General features: G+C 66.6%; 13 protein-coding genes. 6 read left to right on the top strand and 7 right to left on the bottom strand.

Going from position 1 to position 16,261, the window contains the following annotated elements; all coding sequences use genetic code 11:
* The first annotated feature begins 25 nt into the window (after positions 1 to 25).
* From N7590_RS01675 to N7590_RS01665, 3 genes are all read left to right on the top strand, one after another.
* Positions 26 to 574 carry a YaeQ family protein gene (locus tag N7590_RS01675; RefSeq protein ID WP_053449505.1) on the top strand — a complete coding sequence of 183 codons (549 nt, stop codon included), beginning with the start codon at positions 26 to 28 and terminating at the stop codon, positions 572 to 574.
* Complete coding sequence (locus tag N7590_RS01670) at positions 571 to 1,755, top strand: NAD(P)/FAD-dependent oxidoreductase (RefSeq protein WP_164242435.1); 1,185 nt, start codon at positions 571 to 573, stop codon at positions 1,753 to 1,755. The genes N7590_RS01675 and N7590_RS01670 overlap by 4 nt, the downstream gene beginning before the upstream one ends.
* A 91-nt stretch (positions 1,756 to 1,846) precedes the next feature.
* Complete coding sequence (locus tag N7590_RS01665; protein WP_040009725.1) at positions 1,847 to 3,916, top strand: EAL domain-containing protein; 2,070 nt, start codon at positions 1,847 to 1,849, stop codon at positions 3,914 to 3,916.
* 71 nt (positions 3,917 to 3,987) lie between these two features.
* Here N7590_RS01665 and fabV read toward each other — a convergent pair whose 3' ends face one another.
* The 6 genes from fabV to N7590_RS01635 form a co-directional block, all read right to left on the bottom strand.
* Positions 3,988 to 5,247, bottom strand: coding sequence for an enoyl-ACP reductase FabV (fabV, locus tag N7590_RS01660; RefSeq protein ID WP_279935016.1), 1,260 nt, complete (start codon positions 5,245 to 5,247; stop codon positions 3,988 to 3,990).
* A 634-nt stretch (positions 5,248 to 5,881) separates the two neighbouring features.
* Positions 5,882 to 6,862 carry a protein translocase subunit SecF gene (secF, locus tag N7590_RS01655; RefSeq protein WP_053512183.1) on the bottom strand — a complete coding sequence of 327 codons (981 nt, stop codon included), beginning with the start codon at positions 6,860 to 6,862 and terminating at the stop codon, positions 5,882 to 5,884.
* Positions 6,863 to 6,877: 15 nt separating this feature from the next.
* Positions 6,878 to 8,734 carry a protein translocase subunit SecD gene (gene secD / locus N7590_RS01650; protein ID WP_164242437.1) on the bottom strand — a complete coding sequence of 619 codons (1,857 nt, stop codon included), beginning with the start codon at positions 8,732 to 8,734 and terminating at the stop codon, positions 6,878 to 6,880.
* Between the two features lie 61 nt (positions 8,735 to 8,795).
* Positions 8,796 to 9,140: a preprotein translocase subunit YajC gene (yajC, locus tag N7590_RS01645; RefSeq protein WP_006434333.1), complete on the bottom strand. Its 345-nt coding sequence runs from the start codon at positions 9,138 to 9,140 to the stop codon at positions 8,796 to 8,798.
* Positions 9,141 to 9,272: 132 nt separating this feature from the next.
* Positions 9,273 to 10,403: a tRNA guanosine(34) transglycosylase Tgt gene (tgt, locus tag N7590_RS01640; RefSeq protein ID WP_164242438.1), complete on the bottom strand. Its 1,131-nt coding sequence runs from the start codon at positions 10,401 to 10,403 to the stop codon at positions 9,273 to 9,275.
* A gap of 79 nt (positions 10,404 to 10,482) precedes the next feature.
* Positions 10,483 to 11,580 (bottom strand): alpha/beta hydrolase, encoded by a 1,098-nt coding sequence (locus N7590_RS01635; protein WP_164242439.1) that lies wholly within the window; start codon positions 11,578 to 11,580, stop codon positions 10,483 to 10,485.
* 137 nt (positions 11,581 to 11,717) lie between these two features.
* Between N7590_RS01635 and N7590_RS01630 the strand changes: the two genes are divergently transcribed.
* Positions 11,718 to 12,767, top strand: coding sequence for a hypothetical protein (locus N7590_RS01630; RefSeq protein WP_279935011.1), 1,050 nt, complete (start codon positions 11,718 to 11,720; stop codon positions 12,765 to 12,767).
* A 13-nt stretch (positions 12,768 to 12,780) separates the two neighbouring features.
* On the opposite strand, the gene queA is transcribed toward N7590_RS01630, so the two are convergent.
* Positions 12,781 to 13,848: a tRNA preQ1(34) S-adenosylmethionine ribosyltransferase-isomerase QueA gene (queA, locus tag N7590_RS01625; RefSeq protein WP_053512025.1), complete on the bottom strand. Its 1,068-nt coding sequence runs from the start codon at positions 13,846 to 13,848 to the stop codon at positions 12,781 to 12,783.
* 211 nt (positions 13,849 to 14,059) lie between these two features.
* On the opposite strand from queA, the gene N7590_RS01620 reads away from it, so the two are divergent.
* Both N7590_RS01620 and N7590_RS01615 read left to right on the top strand, forming a co-directional pair.
* Positions 14,060 to 15,556, top strand: a complete 1,497-nt coding sequence (locus N7590_RS01620) for an aminotransferase class III-fold pyridoxal phosphate-dependent enzyme (protein ID WP_279935008.1) — start codon at positions 14,060 to 14,062, stop codon at positions 15,554 to 15,556.
* 101 nt (positions 15,557 to 15,657) lie between these two features.
* Positions 15,658 to 16,251, top strand: a complete 594-nt coding sequence (locus tag N7590_RS01615; RefSeq protein WP_006434211.1) for a TIGR00730 family Rossman fold protein — start codon at positions 15,658 to 15,660, stop codon at positions 16,249 to 16,251.
* Positions 16,252 to 16,261 lie beyond the last annotated feature (10 nt).

The raw sequence follows: 16,261 nt of genomic DNA, 5'->3' as shown, positions 1-16,261 counted from the left end.
GTCCTCTTTAGTCCACGGATCCCCCATGGCTCTTACCGCCACCATCCGCAAGGCCGAACTACAGATCAGCGACATGGATCGCGGCTACTACGCGACCCACAACCTGACCCTGGCCCAGCACCCGTCCGAGACCGACGAGCGCCTGATGGTGCGCCTGCTCGCCTTCGCCCTCAACGCCGGTGATCGCCTCGAATTCGGCCGCGGCCTGAGCACCGATGACGAGCCCGACCTGTGGGAACACGACTACACCGGCGACATCCTGCAGTGGATCGACCTGGGCCATCCGGACGAATCGCGCATCCGCAAGGCCAGCAACCGCAGCCGCCAGGTGCAGGTGGTGAACTACGGTGGCAACGCCTCCGAGATCTGGTGGACCAAGCAGGGCAAGGGACTGGCGCGTTTCGACAACCTGTCGGTGGTCGACCTCGACGGTGCCTTCGTCGAGCAGTGGGGCCAGCAGATCCAGCGCGCCATGCGCTTCAGCGTGCTGATCCAGGATGGCGAAGTGCAGATTCTCAACGACCAGATCCAGCTCGACATCATCCCGAACTGGCGCAAGCGCGCCAAGGCATGAGCACGATCCGCTGCGATGTAGTGGTCATCGGCGCCGGCGCGGCCGGGCTGATGACTGCGATCACCGCCGGCCAGCGCGGCCGCCAGGTGCAGGTGATCGACCATGCCAACAAGATCGGCAAGAAGATCCTGATGTCTGGCGGTGGCCGCTGCAACTTCACCAACACCGGCACCACCCCGGCCAACTTCCTGTCGGCCAACCCGCACTTCTGCAAGTCGGCGCTGGCCCGCTACACGCCCTGGCATTTCATCGAGCTGGTCAGCAAGCACGGCATCGCCTACCACGAGAAGGAGCTGGGCCAGCTGTTCTGCGATGTCTCGTCCAAGCAGATCGTGAAGATGCTGGTGGACGAATGCCAGGCAGCCGGCGTGCAGGTCCGTACCGACTGCAGCGTGCAGCGCATCGAACACGGCAGCGACGGTTTCCGCGTACACACCAGCCACGGCCTGTTCCACTGTGCCTCGCTGGTGGTCGCGACCGGCGGGCTGTCGATTCCCAGCATGGGTGCCACCGGTTTCGGCTATGAGATCGCACGCCAGTTCGGCCACGCGGTGCTGCCGACCCGCGCCGGGCTGGTGCCGCTGACGCTCAGCGGCAAGCACCAGGAGCGGCTGGCCGAGCTCAGCGGTGTCGCCCTGCCGATCGAGGCGCGCTGCAACGGAAAGAGCTTCCAGAACTTCATGCTGCTGACCCATCGCGGCGTGAGCGGCCCGGCGATCCTGCAGATTTCGTCCTTCTGGCAACCCGGCGACACGCTGGAACTGGACCTGCTGCCCGGCCAGGATGCCGGCGAGTGGCTGCGCCAGATGAAGCGCGAGCGGCCGGCCGCCGAGCTGCGCACGGTGCTGGGCGAGGTACTGCCCAAGCGGCTTGCGCAGCGCCTGTGCGAACACTGGCTGCCCGACCGCCCGGTGCGCCAGCTGGACGAGCCGGTGCTGCGCCAGGCCGCGCAGCTGCTGGGCGCGTTCCCGTTGGTGGCCAGCGGCACCGAAGGCTATCGCACCGCCGAGGTCACCCTGGGCGGCGTGGACACCGCCGAGGTTTCGTCCTCGACGATGGAATCCAAGCGCGTGCCCGGCCTGCACTTCGTTGGCGAGGTACTGGACGTGACCGGCTGGCTGGGCGGGTACAACTTCCAGTGGGCCTGGGCCAGCGGCCACGCGGCCGGCGGCGTGGTGTGAACCACATCGCCGTTCGATGCGCGCAAGGGGGGCGCGCATGGACGGTTCGGCGCGCATCGTGTATCTAGATTTGCAGATTGGGGAGCAGTGCATGCAGAACGCGAACGACATCACCATCCGCCTGCTGATCGTCGATGACAGCGGCGAGAATGCCGAAGCCATCGTCAGCGCCCTGCGCAACAGTGGCATCGCGGTGCGCCCGTGGCGCCCGCAGGATGCGGCCGAGCTGGCCCAGGTGCTGGACAGCCAGGCCATCGACCTGGTGCTGGCCTCGCCGTCGCCGGGCATTCCATTGCCGCTGGTGGCCCAGCACATCGCCGCCAGCGGCAAGGATATTCCGCTGGTGCTGCTGGCCGAGCGCATCGATGAGGACGAGCTGGTGCAGGCCAGCAGCCATGGCATCCGCGCCCTCGCCCTGCGCCAGCGCCCCGAGCATCTGCTGGCCGTGGTCCGCGACCAGTGGGTGGACCTGCAGGCCCGCCGTGGCCTGCGCCGCATCGAGGCACAGATGCGCGAAACCGAGCGCCGCTGCGACGCGCTGATCGCCTCCTCGCGCGACCCCATCGCCTATGTGCATGAAGGCATGCACATCCGGGCCAACGACGCCTATCTGGAGATGTTCGGCTACGAGCATTTCGACGACATCGAAGGCATTTCGCTGCTCGACATGGTCGCCGCGCAGCATGTGGAAGGCTTCAAGCAGCTGCTGAAAGGCCTCAGCCGTGGCGAAGCGCCGCCGCCGCAGTACCAGCTCGACGCCCGTCACGAAGATGGCAGCGCGTTCCCGGCAACGATGGAATTCACGGCGGCGACCTACGAGGGCGAATCCTGCCTGCAGGTGGTGCTCCGCCGCCGCATGGAATTCGATCCGGAGCTGGCACGCGAAGTTGAAGACCTGCGCCAGCGTGACCAGGTCACCGGCCTGCTCAACCGCCCGACCTTCATGCTGCAGCTGGAAAGCGCGGTGGCCCAGGCCGGTCGCAGCGAAGGCCAGTTCGGCCTGCTGTTGATCGAACCGGACCATTACGCACGCCTGCTGCCGGACATCGGCCTGGCCTCGGCCGACGCGCTGATCGGCGCGCTCGCCGCCCTGCTGGCCGAGGTGGTCGGCGAGGACGCGCAGCTGGCCCGCTTCGGCGAACACAACTTCGCCGTGCTGCAGGCTGGGCCCTATGCGCAGACCGTTGCGCTGGCCGAGCGCATCCGCGAAGCCTATGCCGCGCATGTCTTCAGCATCGGCGCACGCTCGGCCACGGTGACGGTCAGCATCGGCGGCGTGCAGGTGGGCGAGAAGATCGCCAGCATCGGCCAGGTGCTGGCACGTGCCAGCGAATGCACGCAGGCCGCTGCCGAGCTGGGCAATACCTGCCGCATCTTCGACCCCGCCGCTGCCGACCGCGTGGAGGAAGAGCGCGTGCTGCGCTGGGTGGCACGCATCCGCGAAGCGCTGGCCGGCGACGGCTTCCAGCTGCACTACCAGCCGGTGCTGAATCTGCAGGGCGAGCCACTGGAACTGTACGAGGCCTACCTGCGCCTGGAGCACAACGGCGAGCTGCTGAGCCCGACCGCGTTCCTGGGCATTGCCGAGGAGCACGGGCTGCTGGCCGACATCAACCGCTGGGTGGTTTCGCGGGCCATCGCGGTGCTGGGCCAACGTGCGCGCGAAGGCCATGCCACCCAGGTGCTGGTGAAGGTCACCCCGGAATCGTTCGACGATCCGCAGATGATCGCCACCCTGCGCCGCGAGCTGCAGGCACAGGGCGTGCCGGGCGAACGGCTGTGGCTGCACGCACCGGAAGCGAAGGTGTTCACCCATCTGCGCAGCGCGCAGCAGTTCCTTGCCGAGGTCGCGCCCCTGGGCTGCCGCATCGGCCTGGAGCAGTTCGGTTCGGGGCTGGATTCGTTCCAGTTGCTGGCCCACTTCCAGCCGCAGTTCCTCAAGCTGGACCGCGGTTTCACCAGCGATCTGGCCGCCACCCGCGAGAACATCGACCGCATCAGCCAGATCACCGCGCGTGCGCAGGAAGCCGGTATCCGCACCATCGCCGAGTTCGTCAGCGACGCCAATTCGATGACCCTGCTGTTCAGTGCCGGCGTGGACTATGTGCAGGGCGACTTCGTCGGCCCGGCCTTGCCGGAGATGGGGTTCGAGTTTGGTTGACCCACGGGGCTGCCGGCCAGCGGCCGGCACTACCCAACGAAAAGGCCGGCTTTCGCCGGCCTTTTCATTGATCAGGTCATGTCGACCAGATTCTCGATCCTGACGTCCGGATTGACGTCGGCTTCGTAGTCGACGCCGTCCACGCCGAAACCGAACAGGCGCAGGAAGTCGGCCTTGTAGCCGGCCAGGTCGCTGATCTCGTACAGGTTCTCGTTGGTCACCTGCGGCCACAGCGCAACCACCTTGCGCTGCACGTCCGCGGCCATTTCCTTGTAGTCGGCACGCAGGCGGCCTTCCTCATCGACCAGCGCGACGGTGTGGCCATCGGCATCGACCAGGTCGTGGCGCAGGCGATCGACCGCCACGCCGTCAGCCCTGCCGCCGTAGAGGATGTCGTACAGCACGTCCAGCTGCTCGATGCAGCCTTCATGGGTGCCCTTTTCCTTCATCACCTTGAACAGCAGCGACAGGTACAGCGGCATGGTCGGAATGGCCGAGCTGGCCTGGGTGACCACGGCCTTCAGCACCGACACGCGCGCATCGCCACCGATCTTTGCCAGCTTCTCGCGCAGGCCCAGCACCTTGGTGTCCAGGTCCTTCTTGGCGGCACCGATCGAGCCATTCCAGTAGATGGCCTGGGTGATCTCTTCGCCCACGTAGGTGAAGGCGGTGGTGGTGCAGCCGTTGGCCAGCACACCGGCATCGGCCAGTGCATCGATCCACATCTGCCAGTCTTCACCACCCATGACCGCGACGGTGCCGGCGATTTCTTCGGCGGTAGCCGGCTGCAGGTGGGTCTCGGTCAGCACTTCCTTGTCGGTATCCAGGCCACGCAGCGTGATCGGCTCACCGATCGGCTTCAGCGTGGAGCTGATGATTTCACCGGTCTTCGGGTGCTTGCGGCGCGGTGCAGCCAGGCTGTAGACCACCTGGTCGACCTGGCCAAGATCGGCCTTGATCATCTCGATGGCCTTGGCCTTCACCTCATCGGAGAAGGCATCGCCGTTGATGCTCTTGGCGTACAGGCCGGCTTCGTCGGCGTACTTGTGGAACGCGGCCGAGTTGTACCAGCCGGCGGTGCCGGGCTTGGACTCGCTGCCCGGACGTTCGAAGAAGATGCCCAGGGTCGCCGCGCCGCTACCGTACGCAGCGGTGATGCGCGCAGCCAGGCCGTAGCCAGTGGACGCGCCGATCACCAGCACGCGCTTGGGGCCGTTCTGGATCGGCGGGCGCGCACGGATGTAGTCGATCTGCTGCTTGACCGCGGCCTCGCAGCCGGTCGGGTGGGTGGTGACGCAGATGAAGCCGCGGACGCGCGGTTTGATGACCATGGATACCTCGGGTTGGCAGATGCGGCGCACGGGGCGCTCAGCAGGAATACGGGTGCGCGCCTGCGCGCGCGAACCGCAGGATCGTAGTGCGCGAGGGAAGATTGCACAACCGACGCTGGCGTAGGGTGGTTCTCTTTTCGCAGGGCTTGCAGCCCTGCACCCGCTGCAATCAACGTCAACGTCAAAGGCCGGCTATCCGGGGGTTGGCGCGGCGGGTCCGGTTGAGGGGGACGCCGTGAACCCGTCCATGGGGGCTTGGTCGCGGCATCCATGCCGCTCACACCCCCTCAACCGGACCCACCCCGCCTTCGACAGACTTCCGCAATCTGTCGGAACGGCACCCAGCTCTGGTAGGTGTCGACCTTGGTCGACACGGGTGAATTCATTCGATATCTGACAGATGTGTCGACCAAGGTCGGCACCCACCAACAGCCGCAGGAAACGATCTGGGGCAGAGCCCCCTGAGTCAGGGGGCGGCCGCGAAGCGGCGGGGGTGTGGGAGCTGGTAAGTGGGGCCCACGGTTCGCGCAGCGAAGCGTGGGAGCGACAGCGCGCATGCGATGACGCATACCAGCCCTGCCAACAAAAAACCCCGCTTGCGCGGGGTTCTCTGTGTGTTGCGTGCAACAGGTGATTACGGGCGACGGGCCAGGGCCTCGACGTCCTTCGCCTTCGGCAGCAGGTCCTGCTTGCTGACGCGCAGGAAGCCGATCGTCAGCATCGGCACCGCCACCAGGATCGAGGACAGCACCACGATCACCGCACCGATCATGTGCGTCTCGGCCAGGCCTTCCATCGAGCTGCCGCCGTACATGTACAGGGCAAGTGCCGACAGGAAGAACATCACCGCGGTGATCACCGTACGCGACAGCGTCTGGTTGATCGAACGGTTCAGCACTTCCATCGAGTCCACGCGCAGGCTGCGGAAGTTCTCGCGGACGCGGTCGAACACCACGATGATGTCGTTGATTGCAAAGCCCATCACCGACAGCAGGCCGGCCAGCACGGTCAGGTCGAACTCACGGCCCAGCAGGGACACGTAAGCCACCGTCACGATCAGGTCGAACATCGCCACGATGCTGGCGGTGACCGCGAACTTCCATTCGAAGCGCACCGCGATGTAGATCAGGAAGCCGGCCAGCATGAAGATGGTGGCGTACAGGCCATTCATCGCCAGGTCCTTGCCGATCTGCGGGCCAACGAACTCGTTGCGCAGCACGGTGGCCTGGTTGTCGGCGGTGGACAGTGCCTTCACCACGGCCGCGGCGGTGGCCTTGTCCTCGGCAGCGGCGTCGCCGGTACCCGGGGCATGCTCGCCGTGCGGGGCCAAGCGGATCAGCAGGTCGGTGTTGCCACCGACACTCTGCACCTGCGCGCCGTCAAAGCCGCTTTCCTCGAGCTTGGTACGCACCTGCTCGACGTCCACCGCCTTGTCGAAGCGGGCTTCGATCAGCGTGCCGCCGGTGAAGTCCAGCGCATAGTTGAAGCCCTTGAAGCCGATGATGGCGACCGAGGCCAGGAACACCACGATGGTGACCGCCATGGCGACATGGCGCCAGCGCATGAAGTCGATCTTGGTGTCGTTCGGGAGGATGTGCAGCGGAAACAGTTTCATGTGCGTGTCGTCCCGTCAGATGGCCACGTTCTGGAGCTTCTTGCGGCTGCCGTAGATCAGCGTCGCCAGCGCACGCGACACGGTGATCGCGGTGAACATGGAGGCGAAAATACCGATGATCATGGTCAGCGCGAAGCCCTTCAGCGGACCGGTACCGAATGCGAACAACGCCACACCGACGATCAGGCCGGTCAGGTTGGCGTCGAGGATGGTGCCCGAGGCACGCTCGTAACCGGTCACGATCGCGGTCTTGCCCGGCACGCCGGCACGCAGTTCTTCACGGATACGCTCGTTGATCAACACGTTGGCGTCCACCGACAGGCCGACCGACAACGCCAGGCCGGCGAAGCCCGGCAGGGTCATGGTCGCGCCGAACATCGACATCACCGCCACCACGATCAGCAGGTTGAACAGCATCGCGATCGAGGTGATCACGCCGAACATGCGGTAGTAGATGCTGAAGAACACCAGGGTGAACAGGAACGCGAACACCACTGCGCGCATACCGTTCTTGACGTTCTCGGCGCCCAGGCTCGGGCCGACCACGCGCTCTTCGACGAAGTCCATCGGCGCCGCCAGCGAGCCGGACTTCAGCAGCTTGGCCAGGTCTTCGGCTTCCTTCTTCTGCAGGCCGGTGGTCTGGAAGTTCTTGCCGAACACGCCGTTGATGTTGGCCACCGAGATCACTTCCTCGTTGACCTTGAAGCCACGCACTTCCTGGCCGTCGACGACGGTCACGGTCGGCACGCGCTCGGTGTAGACCACCGCCATCGGCTTGTTCACGTTGGCGCTGGTGAAGTCGAACATGCGCTGGCCGCCGACATTGTTCAGCGTGACGCTGACCGCCGGCGAGCCACTGTTCGAATCGGTCACCGCCTGCGCGCCGACCATCTGGTCGCCGGTGACAATCACGCGCTTGTTCAGCAGCACCGGGCCACCGCCATCACGGCGCTGGTAGACCTTCGCTTCCGGCGGGATGCGGCCGGAGGCGATCGCGTCCTGTGCGTTGCCATCAACCACCGCACGGTATTCAAGGGTGGCGGTGGCGCCGATCATGCGCTTGGCTTCGGCGGTGTCCTGCACGCCCGGCAGCTGCACGACCACGCGGTCGGCACCCTGGCGCTGGATGATCGGCTCGGCCACGCCGAGCTGGTTCACGCGGTTGCGCAGGGTGTTGATGTTCTGCTCGATGGCACCGTTGGCGATCTGGGTGATCTCGGCCTCGGGGATGGTCACCGTGATGCGGCTGCCGCTGACGTCGTAACCGAGGGTCGGCTGCGCCTTGACCAGCGCGGTACGGGCGAGCTGTGCCGCGTCATCACCGGCCGACGGGCTCAGGTTGGCCACGATGCTGTTGTCGGCACGACGCTCCACCGACTGGTAGGCGATGCGAGCGTCACGCAGCGTGCTGCGCACGTCTTCGGTGTAGGCGTCCAGGCGCTTGTCCAGGGCGGCCTTCTGGTCGACCTGCAGCACAAAGTGCACACCGCCCTGCAGGTCCAGGCCCAGCACCATCGGGCGACCGCCGAGGTTGGCCAGCCAGTCCGGCACGGTCGAGGCCAGGTTCAGCGCCACGGTGTACTGCTCGCCGATGGTGTCACGCAGGGCGTCGCTGGCAGCGGACTGCGCCTTCAGGTCCGGCAGGCGGACGATCAGGCTCTCCCCTTCCTTCTCGGCGCCAATGGTGGTGATACCGGCCTTGTTCAGGTCGGCCAGCACGCGGTCGCGCAGCGCATCGTCGACCTGCCCGCCACGGTTGGCGGTGATCTGGATGGCCGGGTCCTTCTGGTAGATGTTGGGCAGCGCGTACAGCGCGCTGAGCGCCAGTACGATCAGGATGACGACGTACTTCCAGCGTGGAAATTCGAGCATTGCTTGGGTCCCGCGCGGCGCCATCCCCGGCGCCGCGGTTGTGCTTCGGAAAGGGAGTGGCTTACTGGGCCGACTTCAGGGTACCGGCCGGCAGCACGTTGCCGACAGCGCCCTTCTGCACGCGGATGCGCACGTTGTCAGCCACTTCGATGGTGATGAAGTTGTCGCCGATGTCGGTGACGATGCCGGCGATGCCGCCGTTGGTCAGCACTTCGTCGCCACGCTTGATCTTCTCCAGCATGGCCTTGTGCTCCTTCTGCCGCTTCATCTGCGGGCGGATCATCAGGAAGTACATGATGGCGATCAGGATGATCGGGAACAGCAGCGTGGTCAGGCCCATGCCCTGCGGTTGGCCGCCGGCGGCCTGGGCGTGGGCGGCGGGAATCAGGAAAGCAAGCAGGTTCATCGTTGGTCCTTTGGTTGGGCGGCGCCCCGGCACCATCAGGTGCCACGGTCGCGACCGCGGATCTGGGTCAGCCTTGAAGTATGCCACGGCCCCGGGCGTTCGTCCTTGGGCCGTTTGGCAGGGGGTGTCCGGTTACAGGGGCGGCGCGACCGCCCCCCGTGCCGCGTAGAAGGACTCACGGAAGGCCAGGAAGGTTCCCGCCTCGATCGCCGCACGGATGTCGGCCATCAGCTTTTCGTAATAGAACAGGTTGTGCAGGGTGCCCAGCATCGGCGCCAGCATCTCGTTGCAGCGGTCCAGGTGGCGCAGGTAGGAGCGGGTGTAGCCGCCGCTGCAGGCCACGCAGCCGCAGCCCGGCTCGATCGGGTCCATGTCGCGCGCGTACTGGGAGTTGCGGATGCGGACGGTGCCGAACGAGGTGAAATAGTGGCCGTTGCGGGCGTTGCGGGTCGGCATCACGCAATCGAACATGTCCACGCCGCGTGCAACGCCCTCGACCAGATCCTCCGGCCGGCCCACGCCCATCAGGTAGCGCGGGCGGTCGCCCGGCAGTTCCGGGTCCAGGTGATCCAGCATGGCATTACGCTCGTGCTCCGGTTCGCCCACGGCCAGGCCGCCGATGGCGTAGCCGTCGAAGCCGATCGCCTGCAGGGCCTCGGCCGAGCGGCTGCGCAGGTCGGTGTGCACGCCGCCCTGGACGATGCCGAACAGGGCCGCGTCGTTGCCCAGCTCGTCATGCGCGTTGCGGCTGCGCTGGGCCCAGCGCAGGCTCAGCTCCATCGAGCGACGGGCCACATCTTCGGTGGCCGGGTACGGGGTGCACTCGTCGAAGATCATCACCACGTCCGAATCGAGCACCTTCTGGATCTTCATGCTCTCTTCCGGGCCCAGGAATACCCGGGCACCGTCGGTCGGCGAGGCGAAAGTGACACCCTGCTCGGTGATCTTGCGGCGGTGGGCCAGCGAGAACACCTGGAAACCACCCGAATCGGTCAGGATCGGGCCATCCCAGCGGCAGAAACCGTGCAGGCCGCCGTGGTCGGCGATGATGTCCAGGCCCGGGCGCAGGTACAGGTGGAAGGTGTTGCCGAGGATGATCTCGGCGCCCAGTGCGCGCACCTGGTCCGGCAGGATGCCCTTGACCGAGCCATAGGTTCCCACCGGCATGAAGGCCGGCGTTTCCACCGTGCCACGCGGGAAGGTCAGGCGGCCACGGCGGGCACGGCCGTCGCGGGTCTTGAGCTGGAACTGCAGTCGGGACATGGAGCGGTCATTCAGGCAAATAGTCGCCCATTGTCTCCCAAAACCGGGCGCCGACGAACCCGTGACCTGTCTGCGCCGTTCAGCGCACTGCCCGCTGGCGCCAACGCTGCGCCAGCAGGTCGGCCAAGGCCTCGGCCTGGATCGAATTCAGGATGTCGTTATGGTTGGCCGAGACGCTGTCCTCGCCGGCAATCACCCATACTGGCCGCTGCTGCATCGGCACGCAGCCCTGGCCGGGTACGCTGACCGCGTGCAGCACGAAGCGGCCATCGGCCAGGGTCGCGGTACAGGCATCCGCGGGCGAGGGTCGACAGGCATCCCCTGTAGTGCAGACCCTGGCACGGTGGGTCTGCCGCTGGCGGTCAAAGCCGATCGGGGTATCGCGGAAGGCGATCCGGTAGCCCAAGCCCACCGCCTTGTCGCCCTGCGCCTGCAGCACCGTGACCTTGCGATGCTGGCGCAAAGCGTCTGCTGCCGTGATCGAGACCGCGCCGCTGAACGCCGGCGATGCCGCCCACGCTGCGACCAGCGCCTGCTCGACCGCATCGAATTCGCCTTCGGCGACCGCCGGGTTGAGCATGAAGTACTCGAAGCCGTGCAACTGCTCCTGCGCCAGCCCGCTCTTGATCGCATGGAACAGCGCCGAGCCGCCAAAGCTGTGGCCGATCATGTAGACCGTACGCTCGGGGTGCTGCTCGCGCAGCATCGTCACCACCTGCGCCAGCCCACCCTCACCAACGGTTATGGACGCGTTCTTCCGGTCCCATACGGTCAGGAAGTCGCTTGGCTCCCAGGCCAGCGGGGTGTCGATGGAATCGCCCCGCCAGCCCACGTACAGCCCCCTGACCGGCGTTCCGGCCTTGGCCTCGACGCTGGCAAGGAACCGGTCAAAATCGGTGAAATTGCTGTCTGTGGGCGATGCGTTGTGGTGCCAGCCGTTGATGAATACCACCACGGGCAGCCCGGCCGGCTCGACCGCCAGCCAGTGCTGCAGGCGGTCGAACTGGCCCGGCCAATGGAACCGCCCTGCATCATCGATCTCGATCACCATGCGCTCGCTGCGCGCCGGTGCGTCGAGTCGCACGGCCTCGTGCTCGGGCCAGTAGGCGATATCGGGCACGCTGGTACAGGACGAAAGACCACACACGATCAGGCACAGGCCGGCAATCCGCCGCATGAGCGTTCTCCTTGGTGGGGCACAGGCCCCTCCCCGGGGTCTGCGCGCTGCGATCCTAGCCTGCGGTCACGGGCACTGGACGACCGCCTGTCGGAAGGTCCAGACTGCCGCTGCGACGTATCGAACCGGGGGGAACGATGCTGCACCCAGCACTGCGGGCCGGCTGCCTGATTCTGGCCGCTGCCCTGGCCTGCGCGCCCTGCGCGGCCTTCGAACTGCAGATGGTGACCCGTGCCCAAGCCAAGGATCTGCGCACCAGGCTGGACCAGCTTGGCGTTCGCGGCGTCTCGTTGCAGATGATCCTGGATAGCGGCTACGAGCCCGTGCACGAGCGCATCATGCTGATGTCGTACGGCTGCCCCGGCCAACCATCCTGCGCGGCCCATTCCGAGCGCGGCCATGTCAGCATGGGGCTGCAATGGAACGACAATCCCCCGGATGTGCCCTCCCTTGGCGCCTGCCAGGGGAAGGTAGTGATGCTGCCGCACCGGAGCGGGAACTGCTGGCTGGCTCATATGCTGGAGGCCAAGCGCAATCCCGATGCCGGTTACGGCGAAGCGTCACTGATGGCGCAGCGCTCGCACTACGGCGACATGCAGTTCCTGCACGCCATGGCGAGCGCGCCCGGCGAAGCGGCGTCGACCACGCTGGAACACATGATGGCCTGGGCCGAGTACAGCTACCGCCTCTCCTTGCGCGGAGGCCTGGAGCAGTTGGACGTGGAGGCACCGGTACGTCAGTTCGCCGGCCTGGCGCCCTGGTTCCAGGCCGAAAAGCGCCACTGGACGGGGGCCGACCTTTTCATGTACGGCCACGAGTACGACGAACCACTGATACGCGACATGGCGTTCGGCTCCCTGCTGCATCTGCTGCAGGATTCCTACTCGCAGAGTCATGTCCAGCGCGACTACACTGCCGATGGCTTACCCATCGAACGCCTGTTGACCTATCGCGGGCAGTCCAGCCACTGCCACGCCAAGGCCGATCGCAAGGGCCCGGAGGGAAAGAAGCCGCTGGCGACCAACCTGCGCGCGGCAATCGAGATGGGTCGCGAGCTGATCGCACTCCGCGAACGCACTGCGCCGTGGACGGAGGCCGAAGGCCTGCTACGTGGCAGCGCCTTCCGCCTCGCGGCGGACGTGCAGCCAGCCGGCACCGGGGCGTTCACCAGCAAGAACTGCAAGTAGCAGGCGCAGCGCCTCAACCCGCCTGCGGGAACAGCAGCATCGCGTCGCCGTAGCTGAAGAAGCGGTAGCGCTGCTCGATCGCGTGCTGGTAAGCCTCGAACACGCGGTCCTTGCCGGCGAACGCGGAAATCATCATCAGCAGGGTGCTTTCCGGCAGGTGGAAATTGGTCACCATCGCGTCGACGCTGCGGATGCGGTAGCCCGGGGTGATGAAGATCTGGGTCTCGCCGGCGAACGGCAGCAGCTCGCCATCGCGCATCGCGCTTTCCAGCGCACGCACCACCGTGGTGCCGACACCAATCACCCGGCCGCCAGCCGCGCGCGTGCGCCGCACCTGCTGCACCAGTTCGGCACCGACATTCAGCCACTCGCGGTGCATCACGTGGTCCTTCAGGTCATCGGCACGCACCGGCTGGAAGGTGCCCGCGCCCACGTGCAGGGTGACGTGGCCGAAGTCCACGCCCTTCTCCTTCAGCGCGGCCAGCAGCGGTTCGTCGAAATGCAGGCCGGCGGTCGGCGCGGCCACCGCGCCCACTTCACGCGCGAACACGGTCTGGTAGCGCTCGCGGTCGTCCACGCCGGGCTCGCGCTGGATGTACGGCGGCAACGGCAGGCGGCCGGCGTGCAGCAGCCACTGCTCCAGTGACTCGGGCACATGGAACTGCAGCACGTAGAACTCGCCGTCGCGGCCCAGCACCTCGGCTTCGCCGCCGGCATCCAGCGCGATGCGGCTGCCGGCCTTCGGCGACTTGCTGGCACCCACCTGCGCACGCGCCTGCTGGCCGCCGAGCAGGCGCTCGATCAGGATCTCCACGCGGCCACCGCTGGCCTTCTGCCCGAACAGGCGGGCCGGAATCACCCGGGTGTCGTTGAACACCAGCAGGTCGCCCGGCTGCAGCTGTGACGGCAGGTCACGCACCTGCAGGTCGGTGAAGCCTGCCGGGGCGGGTGGCACCAGCAGCAGGCGGCTGGCGGAACGTTCGGCCAGGGGCGCCTGCGCGATCAGTTCGGCCGGCAGGTCGTAGTTGAAATCGGACTTCTTCAAGGCAGTGGGCGGCAACAGGTCGACAATGGCGCGCATTGTACGTCCAGCGTCTGCGAGCCGGCGCGCTTCGCGGCGAACGTCGTGCAAAATGCTGCTATGCAGCAGGTTTCTGCGGGGTTATCGCGCAAAAAAACAAGTGCTAGCATCGAGCCGGAAGTCCGCTGCACGAGCCTGCCCCCAAGCGCGCGTGATGACGCGCGTTTTGCTTTTGAAGACCCGTGCGACCCATTGTTTCAGGAGATCTGCAATGAGCGTCATCGAACGCCTCGCCCCCCTGCGCAACCAGCCCGGCACCCGCCTCACTACTGGCCTGGACGACGCCACCCTGACCGCCCTGTCCGCCCGCCATCCGCAGCTGGTTGCCGCGGTGGAGGCCGCCGCCGAGGAATTCGCGCGCGTGCAGGCCGACCTGGGGCCGCTGCTGGCGCAGGACGAGCAGGCGCAGATCGACGCGATGCAGGACGGCTTCGTCAATTTCTACGCCGATGACGCAGTGACCCCGTATGTGGCGCTGGCCGCGCGCGGTCCTTGGGTGGTGACCCTGAAGGGTGCGGTGCTGTACGACGCCGGCGGCTACGGCATGCTCGGCTTCGGGCACACCCCGGATGCCGTGCTGGAGGCGATGGCCCGCCCGCAGGTGATGGCCAACATCATGACCCCGAGCCTGTCGCAGCAGCGTTTCATCACGGCCCTGCGCGCCGAGATCGGCCATCGCCGTGGCGGCTGCCCGTTCGCCCGGTTCATGTGCCTGAACTCCGGCTCCGAGGCGGTCGGCCTGGCGGCCCGCATCGCCGACGTCAACGCCAAGCTGCAGACCGACCCGGGCGCCCGCCACGCTGGCGCGGCGTTCAAGCGCGTGGTGGTCAAGGGCAGCTTCCATGGCCGTACCGACCGCCCGGCGCTGTACTCCGATTCCAGCCGCAAGAGCTACATGCAGCACCTGGCCAGCTACCGCGGCGAAGACTCGGTGATCACCGTTGCGCCCTACGATGAGGCTGGCCTGCGCAAGGTGTTCGAAGATGCTGCGCGCAACCACTGGTTCGTCGAAGCCGTGTTCCTGGAACCGGTGATGGGCGAAGGCGACCCGGGCCGTTCGGTGCCGCCGGCGTTCTATGCGCTGGCCCGTGAACTGACCCGTGCACACGGCAGCCTGCTGCTGCTCGATTCGATCCAGGCCGGCCTGCGCGCGCATGGCGTGTTGTCGGTGGTCGACTACCCGGGCTTCGAAGGCCTGGACCCGCCGGACATGGAGACCTACTCCAAGGCCCTCAACGCTGCACAGTACCCGTTGTCGGTGCTGGCGGTGACCGAGCATGCCGCGCAGCTGTACCGCAAGGGCATCTATGGCAACACCATGACCAGCAACCCGCGTGCACTGGATGTGGCCTGCGCCACCCTCGCCCAGCTGACCCCGCAGGTGCGTGCCAACATCGCCGAACGGGGTACCGAAGCGGTGCGCAAGCTGGAGCAGCTGAAGGGCGAACTGGGCGGGCTGATCACCAAGGTGCAGGGCACCGGCCTGCTGTTCTCCTGCGAGCTGGCCCCGCAGTTCAAGTGCTACGGCGCCAATTCCACCGAGGAATGGCTGCGCCAGCACGGCATCAACGTGATCCACGGTGGCGAGAACTCGCTGCGCTTCACCCCGCACTTCGGCATGGACAGCGAAGAGCTGGACCTGCTGGTGGGCATGGTCGGCCGCGCCCTGCGCGAAGGCCCGCGCCGCGAGCAGGCCGCCGCAGCGTAACGCCGCCCAACGCGTCATACTCCATGGACACCCCGCCCGCGACCGCTGACCCGGTCGCCGGCGGGGCGTTTTCGTTTCCGCACCAAGAGACAGGAACCCCCATGAAGTCCATCTGCGTCTACTGTGGCTCCAACGCTGGCAGCAAGCCGGCCTATACCGAGCGCGCCATTGCCCTGGGTGACCGCATCGCCCGCGACGGCCTGCGCCTGGTGTACGGCGGCGGCAACGTCGGCCTGATGGGAACCGTGGCCAACGCCGTACTTGCCGCCGGCGGTGAAGTGACCGGCGTGATCCCGCGCCAGCTGGCCGACTGGGAAGTGGCCCATCGCGGCCTGACCGAACTGGAGATCGTCGGCTCAATGCACGAGCGCAAGTCGCGCATGTTCGACCTGGCCGATGGCTTCGTTGCCCTGCCCGGCGGCTTCGGGACAATGGAAGAAATCTTCGAGATGCTGACCTGGCGCCAGCTGGGCATCGGCAACAAGCCGTGCGCGTTCCTCGATGTGGATGGCTTCTATGCACCGCTGATCGGCATGATCGATCGCATGGTGGAGGAGCGCTTCCTGCATCCGGACCAGCGCCAGGACCTGTGGTACGGCTCGGACATCGAAGAGATGCTGACCTGGATGCAGAACTACCAGCCTGCCCAGGCCTCGAAGTGGATTGACGAAAAACGCCGCGCCGCCCTGCGCTAATGCAACAGCA

It is taken from the genome of Stenotrophomonas sp. GD04024 (assembly GCF_029837545.1).
GTDB classification, from domain to species: Bacteria; Pseudomonadota; Gammaproteobacteria; order Xanthomonadales; family Xanthomonadaceae; genus Stenotrophomonas; species Stenotrophomonas forensis.
Note: the sequence above shows the minus strand (reverse complement) of the source record. Positions and strands in the feature narration are given on the sequence as shown.

What these genes read in the sequence shown, in the direction of transcription:
- N7590_RS01615 (WP_006434211.1), top strand. Translation starts at nt 15,658, where the DNA reads ATGAAGTCCATCTGCGTCTACTGTGGCTCCAACGCTGGCAGCAAGCCG.
- secD (WP_164242437.1), bottom strand. Translation starts at nt 8,734, where the DNA reads ATGCTCGAATTTCCACGCTGGAAGTACGTCGTCATCCTGATCGTACTG.
- yajC (WP_006434333.1), bottom strand. Translation starts at nt 9,140, where the DNA reads ATGAACCTGCTTGCTTTCCTGATTCCCGCCGCCCACGCCCAGGCCGCC.
- tgt (WP_164242438.1), bottom strand. Translation starts at nt 10,403, where the DNA reads ATGTCCCGACTGCAGTTCCAGCTCAAGACCCGCGACGGCCGTGCCCGC.
- fabV (WP_279935016.1), bottom strand. Translation starts at nt 5,247, where the DNA reads ATGGTCATCAAACCGCGCGTCCGCGGCTTCATCTGCGTCACCACCCAC.
- N7590_RS01670 (WP_164242435.1), top strand. Translation starts at nt 571, where the DNA reads ATGAGCACGATCCGCTGCGATGTAGTGGTCATCGGCGCCGGCGCGGCC.
- N7590_RS01620 (WP_279935008.1), top strand. Translation starts at nt 14,060, where the DNA reads ATGAGCGTCATCGAACGCCTCGCCCCCCTGCGCAACCAGCCCGGCACC.
- N7590_RS01665 (WP_040009725.1), top strand. Translation starts at nt 1,847, where the DNA reads ATGCAGAACGCGAACGACATCACCATCCGCCTGCTGATCGTCGATGAC.
- N7590_RS01635 (WP_164242439.1), bottom strand. Translation starts at nt 11,580, where the DNA reads ATGCGGCGGATTGCCGGCCTGTGCCTGATCGTGTGTGGTCTTTCGTCC.
- queA (WP_053512025.1), bottom strand. Translation starts at nt 13,848, where the DNA reads ATGCGCGCCATTGTCGACCTGTTGCCGCCCACTGCCTTGAAGAAGTCC.
- secF (WP_053512183.1), bottom strand. Translation starts at nt 6,862, where the DNA reads ATGAAACTGTTTCCGCTGCACATCCTCCCGAACGACACCAAGATCGAC.
- N7590_RS01630 (WP_279935011.1), top strand. Translation starts at nt 11,718, where the DNA reads ATGCTGCACCCAGCACTGCGGGCCGGCTGCCTGATTCTGGCCGCTGCC.
- N7590_RS01675 (WP_053449505.1), top strand. Translation starts at nt 26, where the DNA reads ATGGCTCTTACCGCCACCATCCGCAAGGCCGAACTACAGATCAGCGAC.